We start from the raw sequence: 22033 nt of genomic DNA on the forward strand, positions 1-22033 counted from the left end.
GCCGGATAAACCACCATCGGTTAAGGTATGGGTCTGCCGAGAAGACCTGCGAGGAGTAGTGATGAGCGAAGCGCTGACCATCCACCATGACCAGGCCGGTCATCAGTTCGAGACCAATGTGGACGGACATCGTGCCTATCTGACGTACATGGACCTGGGCAAGCAGACGCTGGACATCTATCGCACCTTCGTACCCAACGCCCTGCGCGGCCGCGGGATTGCTGCCGCCCTGACCGAACGGGCCCTGGAGTATGCTGAACAGATGGGCTACACGGTGATTCCGTCCTGCTCGTACGTGGAGCGCTACATGGAGCGCCAGCAGCGGCATTCGAGCAAGGTCTGATTCTGTAAAAAAAAGCGGGGCCGCTTCGCGCCCCATCGCGACACAAGGCCGCTCCTACAGGAAATCGCATAACCCTGTAGGAGCGGCCTTGTGTCGCGATGGGGCGCGAAGCGGCCCCGCTCTTTATCGCATCAGCCGCGCTTACGCTGCGGCAGCACATCCTTCAGCTTGGCCCGCATGCTGCGCAGGGTCTTCTCGGTAGCCGACCAGTCGATGCAGGCATCGGTGATCGACACGCCGTACTGCAGCTCGTCCAGGTTCTTCGGAATCGATTGGCAGCCCCAGTTCAGGTGGCTCTCGACCATCAGGCCGATGATCGACTGGTTGCCTTCGAGGATCTGGTTGGCGACGTTCTCCATCACCAGCGGTTGCAGGGCCGGGTCCTTGTTGGAGTTGGCGTGGCTGCAGTCGACCATGATGTTGGCCTTAATCTTGGCCTTGGCCAGGTCCTGCTCGCAAAGGGCGACGCTGACCGAGTCGTAGTTCGGCTTGCCGTTGCCACCGCGCAGCACCACGTGGCCGTACGGGTTGCCCTTGGTGGTGACGATCGAGACACCGCCTTCCTGGTTGATGCCGAGGAAGCGGTGCGGCTTGGAAACCGACTGCAGGGCGTTGATGGCGACGGTCAGGCCGCCGTCGGTGCCGTTCTTGAAGCCGACCGCCGAGGACAGGCCCGAAGCCATTTCGCGGTGGGTCTGCGATTCGGTGGTGCGGGCGCCGATGGCCGACCAGCTGATCAGGTCCTGCAGGTACTGCGGGGAAATCGGATCGAGCGCTTCGGTGGCGGTTGGCAGGCCCATTTCGGCCAGGTCCAGCAGCAGCTTGCGGCCGATGTGCAGGCCATCCTGGATCTTGAACGAGTCATCCAGGTACGGGTCGTTGATCAGGCCTTTCCAGCCGACGGTGGTGCGCGGCTTTTCGAAATACACGCGCATGACCAGGTACAGCGTGTCGGACACTTCCTCGGCCAGCACCTTCAGGCGCTCGGCGTACTCGTGGGCGGCCTTGATGTCGTGGATCGAGCAAGGGCCGACCACGACGAACAGGCGATGGTCCTTGCCGTCGAGAATATTGCGCACCACTTCACGGCCGGCAGTCACGGTCTGCAGGGCCTTGGCGCTGAGGGGGATTTCCTTCTTGAGCTGATCGGGGGTGATCAGGGTCTCGTTGGAGGCAACGTTCAAGTCATCGATCGGTAAATCAGCCATCGTGTTACTCGTCAGGTCACGGTGCCGGCCGCCAACTATCCCCGTGCGGCCCAGCAGCAAGAATAATCGCAGCGGGGAGCCGAACCTTAGCGCGTTACAGGTGGCGCGACAATGGGCTGGGCCCAGTCCGTGTGGGGTTTTTCCGAGATGGCAGGTGTTTGCCATGCATGGGCTGCCCAGCGCTGCGCAACCTGTGTAAAAAGAGGGCTGACTTTATACCTGGAGATCGGCATGCATCCGCACACACCACGTATCGGCATCATCGGCAGTGGCGCCATCGGCGGCTTCTATGGGTTGATGCTGGCCCGAGCCGGCTTCGATGTGCATTTTCTGTTGCGCAGCGAGTACGAGGTTGTCCGCGAGCAGGGGGTTACCGTGGAAAGTGCCGTGCATGGCAACTTGCAGATAAAGGTGCAGGCCTATGCCAGTGCCGCCGACATGCCGCCCTGCGACTGGCTGCTGGTGGGAGCCAAGGCCACCAGCAATGACCAGTTGGCGCCGCTGATCGTGCAGGCGGCCGCACCGGGTGCCAAGGTGGTGCTGCTGCAGAACGGCCTGGGCGTGGAGGAGCAGTTGCGCCCGGCCTTGCGCAGCGATATGCACCTGCTGGGCGGCCTGTGTTTCATCTGCGTCAACCGCCAGGCGCCCGGCGTGGTCCGCCACCAGGCCCTGGGGGCGGTCAACCTCGGCTACCACAGCGGGCCGGCCAGCGATGGCGGTGCCGCGTTGGTCAATGAAGGCGTGGGGCTGTTCCGGGCCGCAGGTATCGACTCGCAGGCCATGCCCGACCTGGCCCAGGCACGCTGGCAGAAGCTGGTGTGGAACGTGCCCTATAACGGCCTGTCGGTGCTGCTCGGTGCCAGCACCACGCCGCTGATGGCCGACAGCCATGCTCGCGCCCTGATCCAGGCCTTGATGGCCGAGGTGGTGCAGGGTGCGGCCGCGTGTGGCCATGTGTTACCCGAGGGGTATGCCGAGCACCTGTTCCAGGTGACCGAGCGCATGCCCGACTACTGGCCCAGCATGTACCACGACCATGTCCACAAGCGCCCGCTGGAACTGCAGGCTATCTATGCCGAGCCGTTGGCACAGGCGCGCGCGGCAGGCTGCCGCTTGCCGCGCATGGAGATGCTGTACCAGGCGCTGGCTTTCATCGACCGAGGTGCACAGCCTCGCTGAGCGTGGCTTTGGTCCTGCCGGGGCTCTCTAGCCCGCGTCGGCAGCGCGCCGGACGGCAAAGCGTGCGTCCGGCGCGCTGCTAAGCTGAAGCTTGCCCTGCCGCAGCGGCAGTCGAGGAGGTCGAATGATCCACTCCATGCTGTACGCCACCGACCTCGGTGTCTACGCCCCTTTTGTCATGCAACACGCGCTGGCGCTGGCGCGCACTTTCGGCGCCGAGTTGTATGTGATCCACGCGGTAGAGCCCATGGGCCAGTTCGCTGAATCTCTGCTGCAAAGCTACCTCGATGAACAGACGCTCGATCAGTTGCACAGCCAGGGGGTGAACACGGTGATGGCCAATATCGAGCAGCGTGTGCTGGAAAACTTTCGCGACGAACTGGGCGAGGAGGCCGACCTGGCGGTGATCAAGGCAGTGCGGGTGCGCCAGGGTGACCCGGCGCAGGTGATCCTCGACCAGGCGCAGCGGCTGAGCGTCGACCTGCTGATTTTCGGCAGCCACAGTGCTGGCGCCGGCGTGGATGTGCCATTGGGGCGCACGGCGGTAAGGCTGCTGCAGCTGTCGCCGGTACCGGTGTACATGGTGCCGCTGGCACAGCATTTGGGGCGTAGGAAAGCATGAAGATGGCTGTAGGCCATTTCGCGCGGCATGTAACAAAATAGTTCTAGATTTATTTCCAGAACCACTAATATAGTTATATATCGTCGCTGCCTGCTGCCGCGGACTCATCGCTGAACCGAGGGGAACCTATGAAGCTTCAACAACTGCGCTACATCTGGGAAGTGGCGCACCATGACCTCAACGTCTCCGCGACGGCGCAGAGCCTGTATACCTCCCAGCCAGGTATCAGCAAGCAGATCCGCCTGCTCGAGGATGAGCTGGGTGTTGAAGTCTTTGCCCGCAGCGGCAAGCACCTGACCCGCGTTACCCCGGCCGGTGAGCGCATCATCAATACCGCCGGCGAAATCCTGCGCAAGGTCGAAAGCATCAAGCAGATTGCCCAGGAGTTTTCCAACGAGAAGAAGGGCACGCTGTCCATCGCCACCACCCACACCCAGGCGCGTTACGCCTTGCCGCCGGTGATCAGCAACTTCATCAAGCAGTACCCTGAAGTGTCTTTGCACATGCACCAGGGTTCGCCCATGCAGATTGCCGAAATGGCCGCGGACGGTACCGTCGACTTCGCCATCGCCACCGAGGCGCTGGAGCTGTTCGGCGATCTGATCATGATGCCGTGCTACAAGTGGAACCGTTGCGTGGTGGTGCCGCAAGGTCACCCGCTGGCCAAGCTGCCGAAGCTGACCCTGGAAGCAGTCGCCGAATACCCGATCGTCACCTATGTATTCGGGTTCACCGGGCGCTCGAAGCTGGACGAGGCGTTCAACCACCGTGGCCTCACGCCAAAAGTGGTATTCACTGCGGCAGACGCCGACGTCATCAAGACTTATGTGCGCCTGGGGTTGGGCGTGGGTATCGTCGCCGGCATGGCCGTGGACGCCAAACTCGACAGCGACCTGGTAGCACTGGATGCCAGCGAGCTGTTCGAAGCCAGCATCACCAAGATCGGCTTCCGCCGTGGCACCTTCCTGCGCGGCTTCATGTGCGACTTCATCGAGAGGTTCGCCCCGCACTTGACCCGTGAAGTGATGGCCAAGGCCATTCAGTGCCATAACAAGCAAGAGCTGGAAGAGCTGTTCGAAGGTGTCGAACTGCCGGTGCACTGATCCTGGAATACTGGGGCTGCTTCGCGGCCCATCGCCGGCAAGCCGGCTCCCACAGGGTTAGCGTTGCCTGTGGGCTTGTGACACTCCTGTGGGAGCTGGCTTGCCGGCGATGGGCTGTGAAACAGCCCCGGCTATCTCAAGCCTTGCTGATCAGGTTGCCAGCGTGCAGCCCGCATTCCTTCTGCGTCGACTCTTCCCACCACCAACGCCCTTCACGTTCATGCTGGTTTGGCAACACCGGCCGGGTGCAGGGCTCGCAGCCAATGCTGATGAAGCCGCGCTCGTGCAGGCTGTTGTACGGCAGTTCCAGCATACGGATATAGCCCCACACTTCCTCGCTGGTCATCTGCGCCAACGGGTTGAACTTGTACAGGGTGCGCTCGGGGGTAGAGAAGGCGCTGTCGATTTCCACTGCCGCCACCTGGCTACGAGTGCCCGGGCTCTGGTCGCGGCGCTGACCGGTGGCCCAGGCGCTGACGGTGGCAAGCTTGCGACGCAGCGGCTCGATCTTGCGGATGCCGCAGCACTCGCCATGGCCGTCCTTGTAGAAGCTGAACAGGCCCTTTTCCTTGACGAACGGGTCAAGCTTGGCGCGGTCGGGGCTGAGAATTTCGATCGGCAGGTTGTACTGCTCGCGGACCTGGTCGATGAACCGGTAGGTCTCCGGGTGCAGGCGGCCGGTGTCGAGGCTGAACACCTTGACCTGCTTGTTCAGCTTCCAGGCCATGTCCACCAGCACCACGTCCTCGGCGCCGCTGAAGGAGATCCACAGGTCATCACCGAAGTGCTCGAAGGCAAGCTTGAGGATATCCTGCGGGGACTTGTTGGCATAGGTCGCGGCCAGGGCGGCGACGTCGAAGGGTTGGCTCATCAGGCGGTTTCCATCTTGGCTGTGGCGCTGTGCGCTCGTAGTGAGGTGATGGTAACAAAAAATGGCGGGGTAGACGGGCCGATATCGGCGGCGCCTGCTTCGCGGGTAAACCCGCTCCCACAGGTATGATGCAGCCCTTCAGATATGCACAGAACCTGTGGGAGCGGGTTTACCCGCGAAGAATCCGCCACCGATCACAAGCCTTGCAAGGTCTCCATCAACACCCGCACCTTGGCAATCGACTCTTCATATTCGGCCTGCCACTCGGAGTCGGCCACCACCGCGCCGCCGCCCCAGCAGCTGACCTGCCCACCCTTGACCAGCAGGCTGCGAATGGCAATCGAACTGTCCATCTCGCCGCGCACATCCACGTAGAGCAGTGAGCCGCAGTACAGCGCCCGGCGCGCCGGCTCCAGTTCGTCGATGATCTGCATGGCACGGATCTTCGGCGCGCCGGTGATCGAACCGCCGGGGAAGCTGTCGCCGATCAGGTCAAGGGCATCCTTGTCGCTGGCCAGCTGGCCGGTGATGCTGCTGACCAGGTGGTGCACATTGGGGTAGCTCTCCAGGCTGAACAGCTCCGGCACCTTTACCGAGCCGATCTCGCAGGTACGCCCCAGGTCGTTGCGCAGCAGGTCGACAATCATCAGGTTTTCCGAGCGATCCTTGGGGCTATGCAGCAGCTCCTCGGCATTGCGCATGTCTTCGGCCGGGTTGCTGGCGCGCGGGCGGGTGCCCTTGATCGGCCGGGTTTCCACCTGGCGCTGGCTGACGCGGATGAAGCGCTCGGGCGAAAAGCTCAGCAGGGCGCTGCCGTCGGCCAGTTGCTGGTAGCCGGAGAAGGGGGTGGGGCAGGCTTTGCGCAGGGCCTGGTAAGCGTGCCACGGGTCGCCCTGGCAGGGCGCGCGGAAGCGCTGGGTAAGGTTGATCTGGTAGCAGTCGCCGGCCTGAATGTAGCGCTGCACCCGGTCAAAGGCGGCCTTGTACTGCTCGGGCTGAAGGTCGCCGGCCATCGGCGCAAGTAGCTGGAAGCTACCGTGTTCCGCGTTGTCGACACCTTCGAACAGGGCGATCAGGCGTTCCCGTTCGCTGCCCGGCAGGCTCGGGTGGAGCACCAGTTGGCTGGTCGCGCGCTGGTGGTCGGTAACCAGCGCCCAGGCATACAGGCCCAGTTGCGCATCTGGCAGGCCAAGGTCGTCCACCGCCTGGCTGGGCAGGTGTTCAAGCCGGCGGCCGAAGTCATAGCTCAGGTAGCCGATCAGACCGCCAGCAAACGGCAGTTCGCTGCCTGCGGGCAATTGGGCATGGCCTAGTTGGGCCAGGCCGGCGCGCAGGCGCTGGAGGAAGGTGCGGCCATCTTCGTCGGGCTGTGCCTGCAGGTGTTGCAGCGGCCAGGCGCTGAGCAGGTCGAAGCGCCCGCGCTCGGCGCCGGGGCGGGCGCTGTCCAGCAGGATCGCGCCGGGGGCCTGGCGCAGGCGAGCGAAATAGGCGGCAGGGTCGGGCTGGTAGGGCAGGGGGTGGAGCGTACAGGTCGGCATCAGTGTGGACGGCGATGTAAAAGCGAGGAGGGCGATTGTAGACCTGTGCAGGAAATGCGCCTAGCTTTGTGGCGACATTCAAGCACTGGGTTTCGCCCTTGGGGCCGCCTCGCGGCTCGTTCGCAGCACAAGGCTGCTCCTACAGGATATTGCGTGATCCTGTAGGAGCAGCCTTGTGCTGCGAATGGGCTGCTGGGCAGCCCTTGGCGATTTCAACGCGGATGCACGTGCCCGAACAACCCTTGCGATACCCGAACCCGCTGCTCGGCATTTTCGCTGATGCCATCCTTGGCCAGCGCCTCCAGGTGCGCCTCGATGGCGTGGGTGCGCTGGGTCAGGCCGCAGTCGTTGGCGATCTGGATGTTCAGGCCGGGGCGGGCGTTGAGTTCGAGAATCAGCGGCCCCTTGTCCTGGTCCAGCACCATGTCGACACCGATGTAGCCCAGGCCACACAGCTCGTAGCAACCGGCGGCCAGCTTCATGAAGCCGTCCCAGTTCGGCAGTTGCACGCCATCCACCGCGTTGGTGGTGTCCGGGTGCTTGCTGATGATGTTGTTCAGCCAGGTGCCGCGCAGGGTGACGCCGGTGGCCAGGTCGACACCCACGCCGATGGCGCCCTGGTGCAGGTTGGCCTTGCCGCCGGACTGGCGGGTCGGCAGGCGCAGCATGGCCATTACCGGGTAGCCCATCAGCACGATGATGCGGATGTCCGGCACGCCTTCGTAGCTGATGCTCTTGAAGATCTGGTCGGGGGTGACCCGGTACTCGATCAGCGCACGGTCGCGATGGCCGCCCAGCGAGTACAGGCCGGTGAGGATGCTCGAGATCTGGTGCTCGATTTCCTCGTGGCTGATGATCTTGCCCGACACCGTGCGGTAGCGGTCCTCGAAGCGATCGGCGATCACCAGGATGCCGTCACCGCCGGCGCCTTGCGCCGGCTTGATGACGAAATCGCTGCGCCCGCCGATGATCTGGTCGAGCTTGTCGATCTCTTTCTCGGTCTCGATGATGCCGTACATTTCCGGCACATGGATACCGGCCGCCAGGGCGCGCTCCTTGGTGATGATCTTGTCGTCGACGATCGGGTACAGGTGGCGCTTGTTGTACTTCAACACGTAGTCCGCGTTGCGCCGGTTGATACCCATGATGCCCCGGGCCTCCAGGGCTTTCCACGTCTTGATCAGGCCAAACATCAGGCGTCAGCCTTCTTCAGGAATGCCTTGAAGCGCACGAGCTCGGTCAGGCGGTAGCCGCGGTAGCGACCCATCGCCAGCATGAAGCCCACCAGGATCAGCAGCACGGCCGGGAAGGTGAACACGAAGTACACCAGCTCCGGCACCATCATCAGCAGGTGCGCCAGGGAAGCGGCGAACAGGGTGCCGATGGCCACTTTCATGGCATGGCCGCCGCCACGCTCTTCCCAGGTAATGGACAGGCGCTCGATGGTCATGGTCAGGATCACCATCGGGAACAGCGCTACCGACAGCCCGCGCTCCAGGCCCAGCTTGTGGCTGAACAGGCTGATGGCGGCAATCAGCACCACGACGAAGGTCAGTACCACCGACAGGCGTGGCAGCATCTGCAGCTTCAGGTGTTCCAGGTACGAGCGCAGCGACAGGCCCAGGGCGGTGATGACCGTGAACAGCACGATGCCGAAGCCCAGCTGGGTCTCGCGGAAGGCCAGGGCGATCAGTACCGGGGTGAAGGTACCCAGGGTCTGCAGGCCGATCAGGTTGCGCAGCACCAGGATCACCAGCACGCCGATCGGGATCATCACCATGATCATGAAGGTTTGCTGGGTTTGCAGCGGCAGGCCGTACAGCGAATATTCGAGGAAGTCGGCGTCGGTATTCTCGTCGGTCAGCTTGGCCAGGCGGATGGCGTTCATCTCGCTGTTGTTCATGCTGAAGGTAACGTTGGCCTTCTTGCCGCCATCGACGGTGATCAGGTTGTCGTCACCGGTCCACCACAGCAGGCGATCGCTGGGCAGGCCCTGCTCGCCGGTGTCCGGGTTGAAGTACAGCCAGTCGCTGCCGTTGAAGCTGCGCAGCCACAGTTCCGGGGTTTGCGGGGTGTCGGCGACCAGGCGGATGGTGTGCACCTTCTCCATCGGTACGTGGGCGATCGACAGCAGCAGGTCGATGACCTGGGCTTTCTTCATGGCCGTGGTGTCGCCGGCCAGCAGCAGCTTGACGTTGTCGTCGTTGAGGTTGTTGACCCGCTTGATGGTCTCGCTGACGAAGGTCTCGACGTCGGCCGAATGCTGGCGGATCGGCGCCATCAGGGCCTCGGCGGCGATCTTCTCGGGGCCTTCCACTGCCAGGCTGTCACGGAAGGTCGGGCCTTTGACCGTGGTCTTCTCGTTGCTGTAGCGCTTGGTCAGCACCAGGCGGTAGTAGAGGGTCTGGTTGCCGCTGGCGCGGCGGGCCGACCAGGTGACCTTGCGGTTGCCGTCGGCACGGTTGACGCTCACCCCGTAGTTGTTGGAGATGAAGCTCTCGTTGAGGCTGACGTAGTCGCGGTTCAGCGGTGGCACGAACATCTGCACCTTGACCGGGTCCTTGGTGCTGGCCACGAACTCGACCTTGGCGTCGATGTTCCACAGGTCGTCGGTTTCATCCTCGGTTACCGGGATGCCGAGTACGAAGATCTGATAAGCCGTGACCGCCACGCCCAACAGCACCAGCACGGTGATCAGGACTTTCAGATGGAGGGTAAGAGAGCGCATCGGGATTACTCTGCTTTGGGAGCGTCGGTGGCACAGGCAGGTTTGCCGGCCGCGTATTTAAGGCTTGGGTCGACCAGCGCGTCGAAGTGCTTGAGCGCCTCGGAGCCGATCAGCAGCGGGAACTGGAAGGCGCTGCGGTCGGTGAGGTTGACTTCGATGGTGCGCACGGCCTGGCCCATGCAGATTTCAAGTTCGATGACCGGGCGTGCGGTGTAGGCCTTGCCCGACTCAGCATCATAGTCGCCGGCCCGGCGCTTGATCTTGCTTACGCGTGCCAGCGGGCGTTCGATAGGGTGCGAATGGGCGGCGTCGATGGCCAGGTAGAAGCGCACCCAGCTTTCGCCGTTGCGCTTGAAACGCTTGATGTCGCGGGCGCTGAGCGAGGCGGTCTTGGCGCCGGTGTCGAGCTTGGCGGCCACTTCCAGGTCCAGGTCGCCCAGGCGTGCATATTCGTTGAGACCGTACACGGTCTTGCCTGCGGCCTGGCCAAGGGCCGGCAGCAGGGTGAGGCAGAGCAGCAATAATGCGGGTGTAAGTCTCATATTCCTGGCGCGGTGCAGTGCAAGGTTCGGGGCTGTTTTCAAAGCCATGTTCAGGGCCGTGTTCAGGGCAAGGCGACTGGCAGCGACTGCGCAAGCTTCCTCGTTCATCTGTCAACAGCATGAATGGATGACAGACAGGCTATCCATACTCCAACGGAGGCGCGGCATTCTATCACGCCGGCGCCTTGACGCCAGCGGTGCGCGTTCAGACAGCATCGGGCAGGCGTTAGTTCGTTCTTAGACGATTGTCGACAATATTCATTTTGTCTTTGACTGCAACGGTCGAATTAGCTAATTTCTGGCAAAGAGATTTGCAAGGTGTCGACAATATGCAAGACCTATCCGCCCCCAGCCCGGGGCTGGCAGACGAAACGGAAACCTTGTCCGAAAACGTCTTCCGGCGCATCCAGGCGGCCATCGTCAAGGGCGATATCGCCCCCGGCAGCAAGATTTCCGAGCCGGAGCTGGCGCGCACCTACGGCATCAGCCGCGGGCCGCTGCGCGAGGCCATCCACCGCCTCGAAGGCCAGCGTCTGCTGGTGCGCGTGCCGCATGTGGGGGCACGGGTGGTTTCGCTCAATCACGCCGAACTGATCGAGCTGTACGAAATTCGCGAATCGCTGGAAGGCATGGCCTGCCGCCTGGCCGCCGAACGCATGAGCCAGGCCGACATCGACGAACTGCGCCGGGTGCTCGACACCCACGAGCGCGATGCCGCGTTCCAGGCCGGCCTGGGCTATTACCAGCAGGAAGGCGACTACGACTTCCATTACCGGATCATCCAGGGCAGCGGTAACCAGACCTTGGTCAAGATGCTGTGTGGCGAGCTGTACCAACTGGTGCGCATGTACCGCATCCAGTTCTCGGCCACGCCCAACCGGCCGCGCCAGGCCTTTGCCGAACACCACCGCATCCTCGATGCCATCGCCGACCGAGACGGCGAGCTGGCCGAACTCCTGATGCGCCGCCACATCGGCGCGTCCAAGCGCAATATCGAGCGTCACTATCTGGACGCCCACAACAACAGCCCACGAGGTGAGAAATGACTGTGAAGAGCACCCCCGGTCAGCGTTTCCGCGACGCCGTTGCCGCTGAACATCCGCTGCAGGTGGTTGGCGCCATCAACGCCAACCATGCCCTGCTGGCCAAGCGCGCCGGCTTCAAGGCCATCTACCTGTCCGGTGGCGGCGTCGCCGCCGGTTCGCTGGGCCTGCCGGACCTGGGTATCAGCGGCCTGGACGATGTACTCACCGACGTGCGTCGCATCACCGACGTGTGCGACCTGCCGCTGCTGGTGGATGTAGACACCGGGTTCGGTGCTTCTGCCTTCAACGTCGCCCGTACCGTGCGCTCGATGAGCAAGTTCGGCGCTGCCGCCATCCATATCGAGGACCAGGTTGGCGCCAAGCGCTGCGGCCACCGCCCGAACAAGGAAATCGTCAGCCAGCAGGAAATGATCGACCGCATCAAGGCCGCAGTCGACGCCCGTACCGATGACAGCTTCGTGATCATGGCACGTACCGACGCCCTGGCCGTCGAGGGCCTGAACGCCGCCCTGGACCGCGCCGCTGCCTGCGTCGAGGCCGGTGCCGACATGATCTTCCCGGAAGCCATCACCGAACTGCAGATGTACAAGACCTTCGCCGACCGGGTGAAGGCACCGATCCTGGCCAACATCACCGAGTTCGGCGCCACGCCGCTGTACACCACCGAAGAGCTGGCCTCGGTCGACGTGTCGCTGGTGCTGTACCCGCTGTCGGCGTTCCGCGCCATGAACAAGGCGGCCGAGAACGTGTACACCGCGCTGCGCCGCGACGGCACGCAGAAAAACGTGATCGACACCATGCAGACCCGCATGGAGCTCTACGATGCCATTGGTTACCACGCCTTCGAGCAGAGCCTCGATGCGTTGTTTGCCCAGAAGAAGGGCTGAAGGTCAAAGATTTGCGTTGGAGCGGCTGGCCTCTTCGCGGGTAAACCCGCTCCCACAGGGATCCCACATACCTGTGGGAGCGGGTTTACCCGCGAAGAGGACGGCACAGGAAAACCCGATTAGCCAGCAAGATTTCCATAACAAGTTCAAGAAAGGAGAAACACCATGGCCGAAGCAAAAGTACTCAGTGGCGCAGGCCTGCGCGGCCAGGTGGCCGGCCAGACCGCGTTGTCGACCGTGGGCCAGGCCGGTGCCGGGCTGACCTACCGGGGTTACGATGTGCGTGACCTTGCCGCCGGTGCCGAGTTCGAAGAAGTCGCCTACCTGCTGCTGTACGGCGAGCTGCCGAGCAAAGCCGATCTGGCCGACTACAAGCGCAAGCTCAAGGGCCTGCGTGACCTGCCGCAAGCCCTGAAGGAAGTGCTCGAGCGCATCCCGCGTGACGCCCACCCGATGGACGTGATGCGCACCGGTTGCTCGGTGTTGGGCACCCTGGAGCCCGAACTGACCTTCGATCAGCAGCGCGACAAGACCGACCGCCTGCTGGCGCTGTTCCCGGCGGTGATGTGCTACTGGTACCGCTTCACCCACGACGGCGTGCGTATCGACTGTACCAGCGACGAAGACACCCTCGGTGGTCACTTCCTGCACCTGCTGCACGGCAAGAAGCCGAGCGAGCTGCATGTCAAGGTCATGAACGTGTCGCTGATCCTCTACGCCGAGCACGAGTTCAACGCCTCGACCTTCACCGCTCGTGTCTGTGCCTCGACCCTGTCCGATCTGTATTCCTGCGTTACCGCTGCCATCGGTTCGCTGCGCGGCCCGCTGCACGGCGGTGCCAACGAAGCGGCGATGGAACTGATCGAGCGCTTCCAGAGCCCGCAGGAAGCCACTGCCGAGCTGCTGCGCATGCTCGAACGCAAGGACAAGATCATGGGCTTTGGCCATGCCATCTACAAAGAGTCCGACCCGCGCAACGAGGTGATCAAGGGCTGGTCGAAGCAGCTCGCCGACGAAGTGGGTGACAAGGTGCTGTACCCGGTTTCCGAAGCCATCGACAAGACCATGTGGGAGCAGAAGCGCCTGTTCCCCAACGCTGACTTCTACCATGCCTCGGCGTATCACTTCATGGGCATCCCGACCAAGCTGTTCACCCCGATCTTCGTCTGCTCGCGGCTGACCGGCTGGGCGGCGCATGTCTTCGAACAGCGCGCCAACAACCGCATCATCCGCCCGAGCGCCGAGTATGTCGGCGTCGAGCAGCGCCAGTTCGTGCCGATCGAACAGCGTTGAGTCATAGATCGCTGGGGCTGCTGCGCAGCCCTTTCGCGACACAAGGCCGCTCCCACAGGGACGGCGCAGTACCTGTGGGAGCGGCCTTGTGTCGCGAAAGGGGCGCGTAGCGCCCCCGAGGCCTGAGCCGCACCTGCCCCCGAATACCGTGACCGAGCCTGATAACGATATGAACACTGCATTCCGCAAGCACCTGCCAGGCACCGACCTGGACTACTTCGATGCCCGCGCGGCGGTCGAGGCCATCAAGCCCGGCGCCTACGATGGCCTGCCTTACACCTCTCGGGTACTCGCCGAAAACCTCGTGCGCCGCTGCGATCCGGCTACCCTCGACGCCTCGCTGGGCCAGCTGATCGAGCGCAAGCGCGACCTCGACTTCCCGTGGTTCCCGGCCCGCGTGGTGTGCCACGACATTCTCGGCCAGACCGCTCTGGTCGACCTTGCCGGCCTGCGTGACGCCATCGCCGACAAAGGCGGCGACCCGGCCCAGGTCAACCCTGTGGTGCCGGTGCAGCTGATCGTCGACCACTCGTTGGCCGTCGAGTGCGGCGGCTTCGACCCGCAGGCCTTCGAAAAGAACCGCGCCATCGAAGACCGCCGCAACGAAGACCGCTTCCACTTCATCAACTGGACCAAGAAGGCGTTCAAGAACGTCGACGTGATCCAGCCGGGCAACGGCATCATGCACCAGATCAACCTGGAGAAGATGTCGCCGGTGATTCACAACGATCGTGGCGTGGCCTACCCGGACACCTGCGTCGGCACCGACAGCCACACCCCGCATGTCGACGCCCTGGGCGTGATCGCCATCGGCGTGGGTGGCCTGGAAGCCGAGAACGTGATGCTTGGCCGTGCATCGTGGATGCGCCTGCCGGAAATCGTCGGTGTCGAGCTGACCGGCAAGCTGGCACCGAACATCACCGCCACCGACCTGGTGCTGGCCCTGACCGAATTCCTGCGCAAGCAGAAAGTCGTCGGTGCCTACCTGGAGTTCCACGGCGAAGGTGCCCGTGCCCTGACCCTGGGCGACCGCGCCACCATCTCCAACATGGCCCCGGAATATGGCGCCACTGCGGCGATGTTCGCCATCGACCAGCAGACCATCGACTACCTGCGCCTGACCGGCCGCGAAGAGCAGCAGGTCAAGCTGGTTGAAACCTATGCCAAGGCCACCGGCCTGTGGGCCGACAGCCTGGGCGGCGCGGTCTACGAGCGCACCCTGAGCTTCGATCTGTCGAGCGTGGTGCGCAACATGGCCGGCCCGTCCAACCCGCATGCCCGCGTCGCCACCAGCGACCTGGCGGCCAAAGGTATCGCCGGCAGCTGGGAAGAAGTGCCGGGACAGATGCCTGATGGTGCAGTGATCATTGCCGCCATCACCAGCTGCACCAACACCAGCAACCCACGCAACGTGATTGCCGCGGGCCTGCTGGCGCGCAATGCCAACAAACTGGGCCTGGCCCGCAAGCCGTGGGTCAAGTCGTCGCTGGCGCCTGGCTCCAAGGCCGTGCAGCTGTACCTGGAAGAGGCGGGGCTGGAAAAAGAACTGGAACAGCTCGGCTTCGGCATCGTCGCCTTCGCCTGCACCACCTGCAACGGTATGTCCGGCGCCCTGGACCCGGTGATCCAGCAGGAGATCATCGACCGTGACCTGTATGCCACTGCCGTGCTGTCGGGCAACCGCAACTTCGACGGGCGTATCCACCCGTATGCCAAGCAGGCCTTCCTCGCTTCGCCGCCACTGGTAGTGGCCTACGCCATCGCCGGTACCATCCGCTTCGATATCGAGAAGGATGTGCTGGGCGTGGTCGATGGCAAGGAAATCCGCCTCAAGGACATCTGGCCCAGCGACGAAGAGATCGACGCCGTGGTGCGCGCCGCGGTCAAGCCGGAGCAGTTCCGCAAGGTGTACATCCCGATGTTCGCCATTGAGGAAGACCGTGGGCCGAAGGTGGCGCCGTTGTACGACTGGCGCCCGATGAGCACCTACATCCGCCGCCCGCCGTACTGGGAGGGCGCCTTGGCCGGTGAACGTACGCTGCGCGGCATGCGCCCGCTGGCAGTGCTGCCGGACAACATCACCACCGACCATCTGTCACCGTCCAATGCCATCATGCTCGACAGCGCTGCCGGCGAGTACCTGGCCAAGATGGGCCTGCCGGAGGAGGACTTCAACTCCTACGCTACCCACCGTGGCGACCACTTGACCGCCCAGCGCGCCACCTTCGCCAACCCCAAGCTGTTCAACGAAATGGTGCGCAAGGAAGACGGCAGCGTGAGGCAGGGCTCGCTGGCGCGTATCGAGCCGGAAGGCAAGGTGACCCGCATGTGGGAGGCGATCGAGACCTACATGGATCGCAAGCAGCCGCTGATCATCGTCGCCGGCGCCGACTACGGCCAGGGCTCGTCCCGCGACTGGGCGGCCAAGGGTGTGCGCCTGGCCGGTGTCGAGGCGATCGTCGCCGAAGGCTTCGAGCGTATTCACCGCACCAACCTGGTGGGCATGGGCGTACTGCCGCTGGAGTTCAAGCCGGGCACTGACCGCAAGACCCTCGGCCTGGATGGCAGCGAGACCTATGACGTACTGGGTGCGCGTACGCCACGGGCGACGCTGACCCTGGTGGTTACCCGCGCCAACGGCGAGCGCCTGGAGGTACCGGTGACCTGCCGCCTGGACACCGCCGAGGAAGTGTCGATCTACGAGGCTGGTGGGGTGCTGCAGCGCTTTGCCCAGGACTTCCTCGAAGCGAGCGCCTAATCAAGAGCAGCGCGGTCACTGTGGGAGCGGGTTTACCCGCGAATGCGTCAGCAGATGCAACATTGTTTTCTGTTCGGACGCTTTCGCGGGTGAACCCGCTCCCACAGGGGCTGTGCAAGACAGGAATTGAACATGGCACATGTACCGCAAATAAAAATCCCCGCCACCTACATCCGTGGCGGCACCAGCAAAGGCGTGTTCTTCCGCCTGCAAGACCTGCCCGAGCGGGCGCAAGTCCCTGGCCCGGCTCGTGACGCACTGCTGCTGCGGGTGATCGGCAGCCCCGACCCTTATGGCAAGCAGATCGACGGCATGGGTGGCGCCACCTCCAGCACCAGCAAGACCGTGATCCTGTCGCAAAGCATCAAGCCTGATCACGATGTCGACTACCTGTTCGGCCAGGTCAGCATCGACAAGGCCTTCGTTGACTGGAGCGGTAATTGCGGCAACCTCTCCGCCGCGGTTGGTTCGTTCGCCATCAGTAGCGGCCTGGTCGACCCCGCGCGCATTCCGCGCAACGGCATCGCCACCGTGCGCATCTGGCAGGCCAACATCGGCAAGACCATCATCGCCCATGTGCCGATCACCGAAGGTGAAGTGCAGGAAACCGGCGACTTCGAGCTGGACGGGGTGACCTTCCCGGCCGCCGAGGTGCAACTGGAGTTCCTCGACCCGGCGGCGGATGAAGATGGCGACGGCGGGGCGATGTTCCCCACCGGCAACCTGGTCGATGACCTCGAGGTGCCGGGTGTCGGTACGTTCAAGGCGACTTTGATCAATGCCGGCATCCCGACCATCTTCGTCAATGCGGCGGATATCGGCTACACCGGCACCGAACTGCAGGATGCCATCAACGGCGATCCGCAGGCGCTGCTGCGCTTCGAGACGATTCGCGCTTATGGCGCCGTGCGCATGGGCCTGATCGACAACGTCGACCAGGCTGCCGGGCGTCAGCACACGCCGAAAGTGGCTTTCGTCGCGCCGCCGAGCACCTACACTGCGTCCAGTGGCAAAGCAGTGCAGGCAGGTGATATCGACCTGCTGGTTCGGGCCTTGTCGATGGGCAAACTGCACCATGCAATGATGGGTACGGCCGCGGTGGCCATTGGTACCGCGGCGGCCATTCCGGGCACGCTGGTCAACCTCGCCGCAGGCGGGGGCGAGCGCAGCGCCGTGCGTTTCGGCCACCCCTCGGGCACCCTGCGGGTCGGGGCCGAGGCGCGCCAGGTGAATGGTGAATGGACAGTGACCAAGGCAATCATGAGCCGCAGTGCTCGCGTGCTGATGGAGGGCTGGGTTCGCGTGCCTGGCGATAGCTTCTAACGCACCACTGGCGCTCGGCTTTAGTTCGTTGGGGCCGCTTTGCGCCCCTTCGCGGGCTTGCCCGCTCCTACACGGTTTGCGCGGTACCTGTAGGAGCGGCCTTGTGTCGCGAAGGGCTGCAAAGCAGCCCCGGCAATTCTGAAGGGAGCTGGATATGAGCGCCAACGTAGACCTCAACGCCCGCCCGGACTACGACCGGGTGCTGCAAACCCTCGCCGAATACGCCCTCACGTACCGGGTCGATTCCGCCGAAGCCCTGGATACCGCGCGCAACTGCCTGATGGATACCCTCGGCTGCGGCTTGCTGGCCCTGCGCTTCCCCGAATGCACCAAGCTGCTCGGCCCGCAAGTGGAAGGCACCCTGGTGCCCAATGGCGCCCGCGTCCCGGGCACCGCCTACCGCCTCGACCCGGTGAAGGCCGCCTGGGACATCGGCTGCACGGTGCGCTGGCTGGACTACAACGATACCTGGCTGGCCGCCGAATGGGCCCACCCTTCGGATAACCTCGGCGGCATCCTGGCCGTTGCCGATCACCTGTCGCAGAAGCGCGTGGCCGCAGGCGAGGCACCGCTGCTGATGCGCGATGTGCTCGAAGCCATGGTCATGGCTCATGAGATCCAGGGCGTACTGGCGCTGGAAAACGCCTTCAACCGCGTTGGCCTCGACCACGTGATACTGGTCAAGGTGGCCTCCACCGCGGTGTGCGCCAGGCTGATGGGGGCCAACCGTGAGCAAATGCTGAGCGCCTTGTCCCATGCCTTTGTCGATGGCCAGGCGCTGCGTACCTACCGCCATGCGCCCAACGCCGGTTCGCGCAAATCGTGGGCCGCCGGTGATGCCTCCAGCCGTGGCGTGCGCCTGGCCGATATTGCCCTGCGTGGCGAGATGGGCGTGCCGGGCGTGCTCACTGCGCCACAGTGGGGCTTCTACGATGTGTTGTTCAGCCACACCAACAAGGACCTTGCGCTCAAGCCATCCGAGCAGCAAGAGCTGCGCCTGCCGCAAGCCCTGGGTAGCTACGTGATGGAAAACGTGCTGTTCAAGGTCAGTTTCCCTGCCGAGTTCCACGCCCAGACCGCCTGCGAGGCGGCGATAACCTTGCATCCACTGGTGCGTAACCGCCTGCATGAGGTCGACCGTATCGTCATCACCACCCAAGAGTCGGCGATCCGTATCATTTCCAAGAGCGGCGCGCTGGCCAACGCCGCCGACCGCGATCATTGTCTGCAATACATGGTGGCGGTACCGCTGATTTTCGGTCATCTGGTGGCCGAGCATTACGAAGACGCCTTCCATGCCAACCACCCAAGCATCGACCGCCTGCGCGAGAAGATGGAGGTGGTGGAAGACCCGCGCTTCAGCCGTGAGTACCTGGAGCCGGACAAGCGCTCGATCGCCAACGCGCTGCAGGTGTTCTTCAAGGATGGCAGCAGTACCGAGCAGGTGGTGGTGGAGTACCCGATCGGGCATCGCCGGCGGCGAGTGGAGGGCATACCGTTGCTGGAGGCGAAGTTCAGGGACAACCTGGCGACGCGCTTTGCGCGGCAGCGGTGCAGGGAGATAGTGGATGTGTGCAAGGACCAGCAGAAGCTTGAGGGGATGGCGGTGCACAGGTTCGTCGACCTGTTCGTGATCTGAGATTGCCTGTGCTGGCCACTTCGCGGGTGAACCCGCTCCCACCAGGTCCTGCGCAGCCCTCGAAAACTGTGGGGTCCCTGTGGGAGCGGCTTTAGCCGCGAAGAGGCCGGTACAGGTTGAAACAAGAAAGCCCCGGCATTTCTGCCGGGGCTTGCTGTTACATCCTACAACTCAGCTTACGCCTGAACCACCGGGATCTTGGCGTTGGCTGCGGCTTCGCGGAACTCGGCGATCTGGTCGAAGCTCAGGTAGCGGTAAACGTCGGCAGCCATGCTGTCGATGTCCTTCGCGTACTGCATGTACTCTTCGACGGTCGGCAGCTTGCCGATGATCGAAGCGACAGCAGCCAGTTCGGCCGATGCCAGGTACACGTTGGTGGCGTCGCCCAGACGGTTCGGGAAGTTACGGGTCGAGGTGGAGACCACGGTCGAGCCGGTCTGCACACGTGCCTGGTTACCCATGCACAGCGAGCAGCCTGGCATTTCCATGCGCGCGCCGGCCTTGCCGTAGATGCCGTAGTAGCCTTCTTCGGTCAGCTGGTGAGCGTCCATCTTGGTTGGCGGTGCCAGCCACAGACGGGTCGGGATACCGCCCTTGACCTTGTCCAGCAGCTTGCCGGCGGCGCGGAAGTGGCCGATGTTGGTCATGCACGAACCGATGAACACTTCGTCGATCTTCTCGCCCTGTACCGAAGACAGCAGGCGGGCATCGTCCGGGTCGTTCGGCGCGCAGAGCACAGGCTCTTTGACGTCGGCCAGGTCGATCTCGATGATTTCGGCGTATTCGGCATCGGCGTCGGCCGACAGCAGCTCAGGCTTGGCCAGCCAGGCTTCCATGGCCTGGGCGCGGCGCTCCAGGGTGCGGGCATCGCCGTAGCCTTCGCCGATCATCCAGCGCAGCAGGGTGATGTTGGACTGCAGGTACTCGGCGATGGCCTTCTCTGGCAGCTTGATGGTGCAACCGGCAGCGGAACGCTCGGCCGAGGCGTCGGACAGCTCGAAGGCTTGCTCGACAGTCAGTTCGTCCAGGCCTTCGATTTCCAGGATGCGGCCGGAGAAGGCGTTTTTCTTGCCCTTCTTCTCGACGGTCAGCAGGCCTTGCTTGATGGCGTAGTAAGGGATGGCGTGGACCAGGTCACGCAGGGTGATGCCTGGTTGCAGTTTGCCCTTGAAGCGCACCAGGATCGACTCTGGCATGTCCAGCGGCATGACGCCGGTGGCAGCGGCGAATGCTACCAGGCCGGAACCGGCCGGGAACGAGATGCCGATCGGGAAGCGGGTGTGCGAGTCGCCACCGGTGCCCACGGTGTCAGGCATCAGCATGCGGTTCAGCCAGCTGTGGATGATGCCGTCGCCCGGGCGCAGCGACACGCCGCCACGGGTGCGGATGAAGTCTGGCAGGGTGTGGTGGGTGGTGACGTCGATCGGCTTCGGATACGCCGCGGTGTGGCAGAACGACTGCATTACCAGGTCAGCGGAGAAGCCCAGGCACGCCAGGTCCTTCAGCTCGTCGCGGGTCATCGGGCCAGTGGTGTCCTGGGAACCGACAGTGGTCATCTTCGGCTCGCAGTAGGCACCTGGGCGTACGCCCTGGCCTTCAGGCAGGCCGCAAGCGCGACCAACCATTTTTTGCGCCAGGGTGAAGCCTTTGCCGGTGTCGGCAGGCTGCTCTGGCTTCTTGAACAGGTCCGATGGGCCCTGGCCCAGCTCGGCGCGGGCTTTTTCGGTCAGGCCACGGCCGACGATCAGCGGGATACGGCCGCCAGCGCGGACTTCATCCAGCAGAACTTCGGTCTTCAAGGTGAAGCTGGTAACCAGTTCGTCGCTGCCGTGACGGCGTACTTCACCTTTGTACGGGTAAACGTCGATGACGTCGCCCATCGCCAGGTTGGTGCAGTCGAATTCGATCGGCAGGGCGCCGGCGTCTTCCATGGTGTTGTAGAAGATCGGGGCGATCTTGGTGCCGAAGCAGAAGCCACCGGCGCGCTTGTTCGGTACGTACGGGATGTCGTCGCCGAAGAACCACAGCACCGAGTTGGTGGCGGATTTGCGCGAGGAACCGGTACCGACCACGTCACCGACGTAGGCAACCGGGAAGCCCTTGGCCTTGACGGCTTCGATCTGGGCCAGCGGGCCGACCGAACCAGGCTGCGACGGCTCGATACCGTCACGGGCCATTTTCAGCATGGCCAGGGCGTGCAGCGGGATGTCAGGGCGCGACCAGGCGTCCGGGGCAGGGGACAGGTCGTCGGTGTTGGTTTCGCCAGGCACCTTGAACACGGTCAGGGTGTATTTGTCGGCGATGGCCGGACGCGAGGTGAACCACTCGCCGGCAGCCCAGGATTCCAGCACGGCCTTGGCGTGAACGTTGCCGGCCTTGGCTTTTTCGGCCACGTCGTGGAAGGCATCGAACATCAGCAGGGTGTGCTTGAGCTGTTCGGCCGCGACGGCGCCCAGTTCGGCGTCATCCAGCAGTGCGACCAGCGTTTCGATGTTGTAGCCGCCCTGCATGGTGCCCAGCAGTTCGGTGGCGTGCTTGCGGTCGATCAGAGGCGACTTGGCTTCGCCCTTGGCGACGGCGGAGAGGAAAGCGGCCTTGACGTAGGCAGCTTCGTCGACCCCTGGCGGTACGCGGTTGGTGATCAGGTCTACGAGGAAGGCTTCTTCGCCGGCCGGCGGGTTTTTCAGCAGCTCGACCAGGCCTGCAGTTTGTTCGGCGTTCAGCGGCTGGGGCACGATGCCCAGGGCGGCACGCTCTTCGATGTGTTTGCGGTAGGCTTCAAGCACAGTTATTTCCCTCATCAGTGGTCCCTAAAGGGGGTCCGGGACGCTCATCCAGCATTCGATGCACCCATGCGCTGCCACGGCTTTGTGGGCCGCCCAGCCAGAGTCGCAAAGAATCCTTACAGAAGCTGCTTTCAAAGTTTTACGCCAGCAGAACGGGGAGCTGATGA

General features: G+C 63.6%; 17 protein-coding genes. 10 read left to right on the forward strand and 7 right to left on the reverse strand.

What is annotated here, in order from left to right; genetic code table 11:
• Positions 1-61 precede the first annotated feature (61 nt).
• On the forward strand, positions 62-343 hold the full coding sequence (locus JV551A3_RS12000; RefSeq protein ID WP_025338432.1) for a GNAT family N-acetyltransferase: 282 nt from the start codon (positions 62-64) through the stop codon (positions 341-343).
• Positions 344-474: 131 nt separating this feature from the next.
• On the opposite strand, the gene JV551A3_RS12005 is transcribed toward JV551A3_RS12000, so the two are convergent.
• The gene (locus JV551A3_RS12005) at positions 475-1551 is read right to left on the reverse strand and encodes a 3-deoxy-7-phosphoheptulonate synthase (RefSeq protein ID WP_013971901.1); all 1077 of its coding nucleotides are present in this window, start codon (positions 1549-1551) and stop codon (positions 475-477) included.
• Between the two features lie 231 nt (positions 1552-1782).
• On the opposite strand from JV551A3_RS12005, the gene JV551A3_RS12010 reads away from it, so the two are divergent.
• The 3 genes from JV551A3_RS12010 (at position 1783) to cysB (ending at position 4455) form a co-directional block, all read left to right on the forward strand.
• Positions 1783-2730 carry a putative 2-dehydropantoate 2-reductase gene (locus JV551A3_RS12010; protein ID WP_133971013.1) on the forward strand — a complete coding sequence of 316 codons (948 nt, stop codon included), beginning with the start codon at positions 1783-1785 and terminating at the stop codon, positions 2728-2730.
• A gap of 124 nt (positions 2731-2854) precedes the next feature.
• Positions 2855-3352, forward strand: a complete 498-nt coding sequence (locus JV551A3_RS12015) for a universal stress protein (RefSeq protein WP_015269711.1) — start codon at positions 2855-2857, stop codon at positions 3350-3352.
• A 128-nt stretch (positions 3353-3480) separates the two neighbouring features.
• A complete protein-coding gene (gene cysB, locus JV551A3_RS12020) occupies positions 3481-4455 on the forward strand; it encodes an HTH-type transcriptional regulator CysB (RefSeq protein ID WP_133971014.1) in 975 nt (324 codons plus the stop codon).
• 136 nt (positions 4456-4591) lie between these two features.
• On the opposite strand, the gene JV551A3_RS12025 is transcribed toward cysB, so the two are convergent.
• The 5 genes from JV551A3_RS12025 to rloA all read right to left on the reverse strand — a co-directional run bounded on the left by JV551A3_RS12025 (position 4592) and on the right by rloA (position 10134).
• Complete coding sequence (locus JV551A3_RS12025) at positions 4592-5326, reverse strand: phosphoadenylyl-sulfate reductase (RefSeq protein WP_015269712.1); 735 nt, start codon at positions 5324-5326, stop codon at positions 4592-4594.
• 194 nt (positions 5327-5520) lie between these two features.
• Positions 5521-6864, reverse strand: coding sequence for an aminodeoxychorismate synthase component I (gene pabB, locus JV551A3_RS12030; RefSeq protein ID WP_133971015.1), 1344 nt, complete (start codon positions 6862-6864; stop codon positions 5521-5523).
• A 212-nt stretch (positions 6865-7076) separates the two neighbouring features.
• Positions 7077-8057, reverse strand: coding sequence for an alpha-L-glutamate ligase-like protein (locus JV551A3_RS12035; RefSeq protein WP_133971016.1), 981 nt, complete (start codon positions 8055-8057; stop codon positions 7077-7079).
• Positions 8057-9592, reverse strand: a complete 1536-nt coding sequence (rloB, locus tag JV551A3_RS12040; RefSeq protein WP_114169803.1) for an osmotic stress tolerance membrane protein RloB — start codon at positions 9590-9592, stop codon at positions 8057-8059. Before rloB ends, JV551A3_RS12035 begins: the two co-directional genes overlap by 1 nt.
• 5 nt (positions 9593-9597) lie before the next feature.
• Positions 9598-10134 (reverse strand): retropepsin-like aspartic peptidase RloA, encoded by a 537-nt coding sequence (rloA, locus tag JV551A3_RS12045; RefSeq protein WP_046615736.1) that lies wholly within the window; start codon positions 10132-10134, stop codon positions 9598-9600.
• Between the two features lie 329 nt (positions 10135-10463).
• On the opposite strand from rloA, the gene JV551A3_RS12050 reads away from it, so the two are divergent.
• From JV551A3_RS12050 to prpD, 6 genes are all read left to right on the forward strand, one after another.
• Complete coding sequence (locus tag JV551A3_RS12050) at positions 10464-11180, forward strand: GntR family transcriptional regulator (RefSeq protein WP_133971017.1); 717 nt, start codon at positions 10464-10466, stop codon at positions 11178-11180.
• Entirely contained in the window at positions 11177-12067 is an 891-nt protein-coding gene (gene prpB, locus JV551A3_RS12055; protein ID WP_112252326.1) for a methylisocitrate lyase, read from the forward strand. The genes JV551A3_RS12050 and prpB overlap by 4 nt, the downstream gene beginning before the upstream one ends.
• A 165-nt stretch (positions 12068-12232) precedes the next feature.
• Positions 12233-13360 carry a bifunctional 2-methylcitrate synthase/citrate synthase gene (prpC, locus tag JV551A3_RS12060; RefSeq protein WP_133971018.1) on the forward strand — a complete coding sequence of 376 codons (1128 nt, stop codon included), beginning with the start codon at positions 12233-12235 and terminating at the stop codon, positions 13358-13360.
• Between the two features lie 169 nt (positions 13361-13529).
• The gene (acnD, locus tag JV551A3_RS12065) at positions 13530-16118 is read left to right on the forward strand and encodes a Fe/S-dependent 2-methylisocitrate dehydratase AcnD (RefSeq protein WP_133971019.1); all 2589 of its coding nucleotides are present in this window, start codon (positions 13530-13532) and stop codon (positions 16116-16118) included.
• Between the two features lie 132 nt (positions 16119-16250).
• A complete protein-coding gene (gene prpF / locus JV551A3_RS12070) occupies positions 16251-17441 on the forward strand; it encodes a 2-methylaconitate cis-trans isomerase PrpF (protein WP_133971020.1) in 1191 nt (396 codons plus the stop codon).
• Between the two features lie 154 nt (positions 17442-17595).
• Positions 17596-19080, forward strand: coding sequence for a 2-methylcitrate dehydratase (prpD, locus tag JV551A3_RS12075; RefSeq protein WP_133971021.1), 1485 nt, complete (start codon positions 17596-17598; stop codon positions 19078-19080).
• A gap of 176 nt (positions 19081-19256) precedes the next feature.
• Here prpD and acnB read toward each other — a convergent pair whose 3' ends face one another.
• Positions 19257-21866 (reverse strand): bifunctional aconitate hydratase 2/2-methylisocitrate dehydratase, encoded by a 2610-nt coding sequence (acnB, locus tag JV551A3_RS12080; RefSeq protein WP_133971401.1) that lies wholly within the window; start codon positions 21864-21866, stop codon positions 19257-19259.
• Positions 21867-22033 lie beyond the last annotated feature (167 nt).

Origin of the sequence: Pseudomonas inefficax (assembly GCF_900277125.1) — a bacterium.
Classification (GTDB): Bacteria; Pseudomonadota; Gammaproteobacteria; order Pseudomonadales; family Pseudomonadaceae; genus Aquipseudomonas; species Aquipseudomonas inefficax.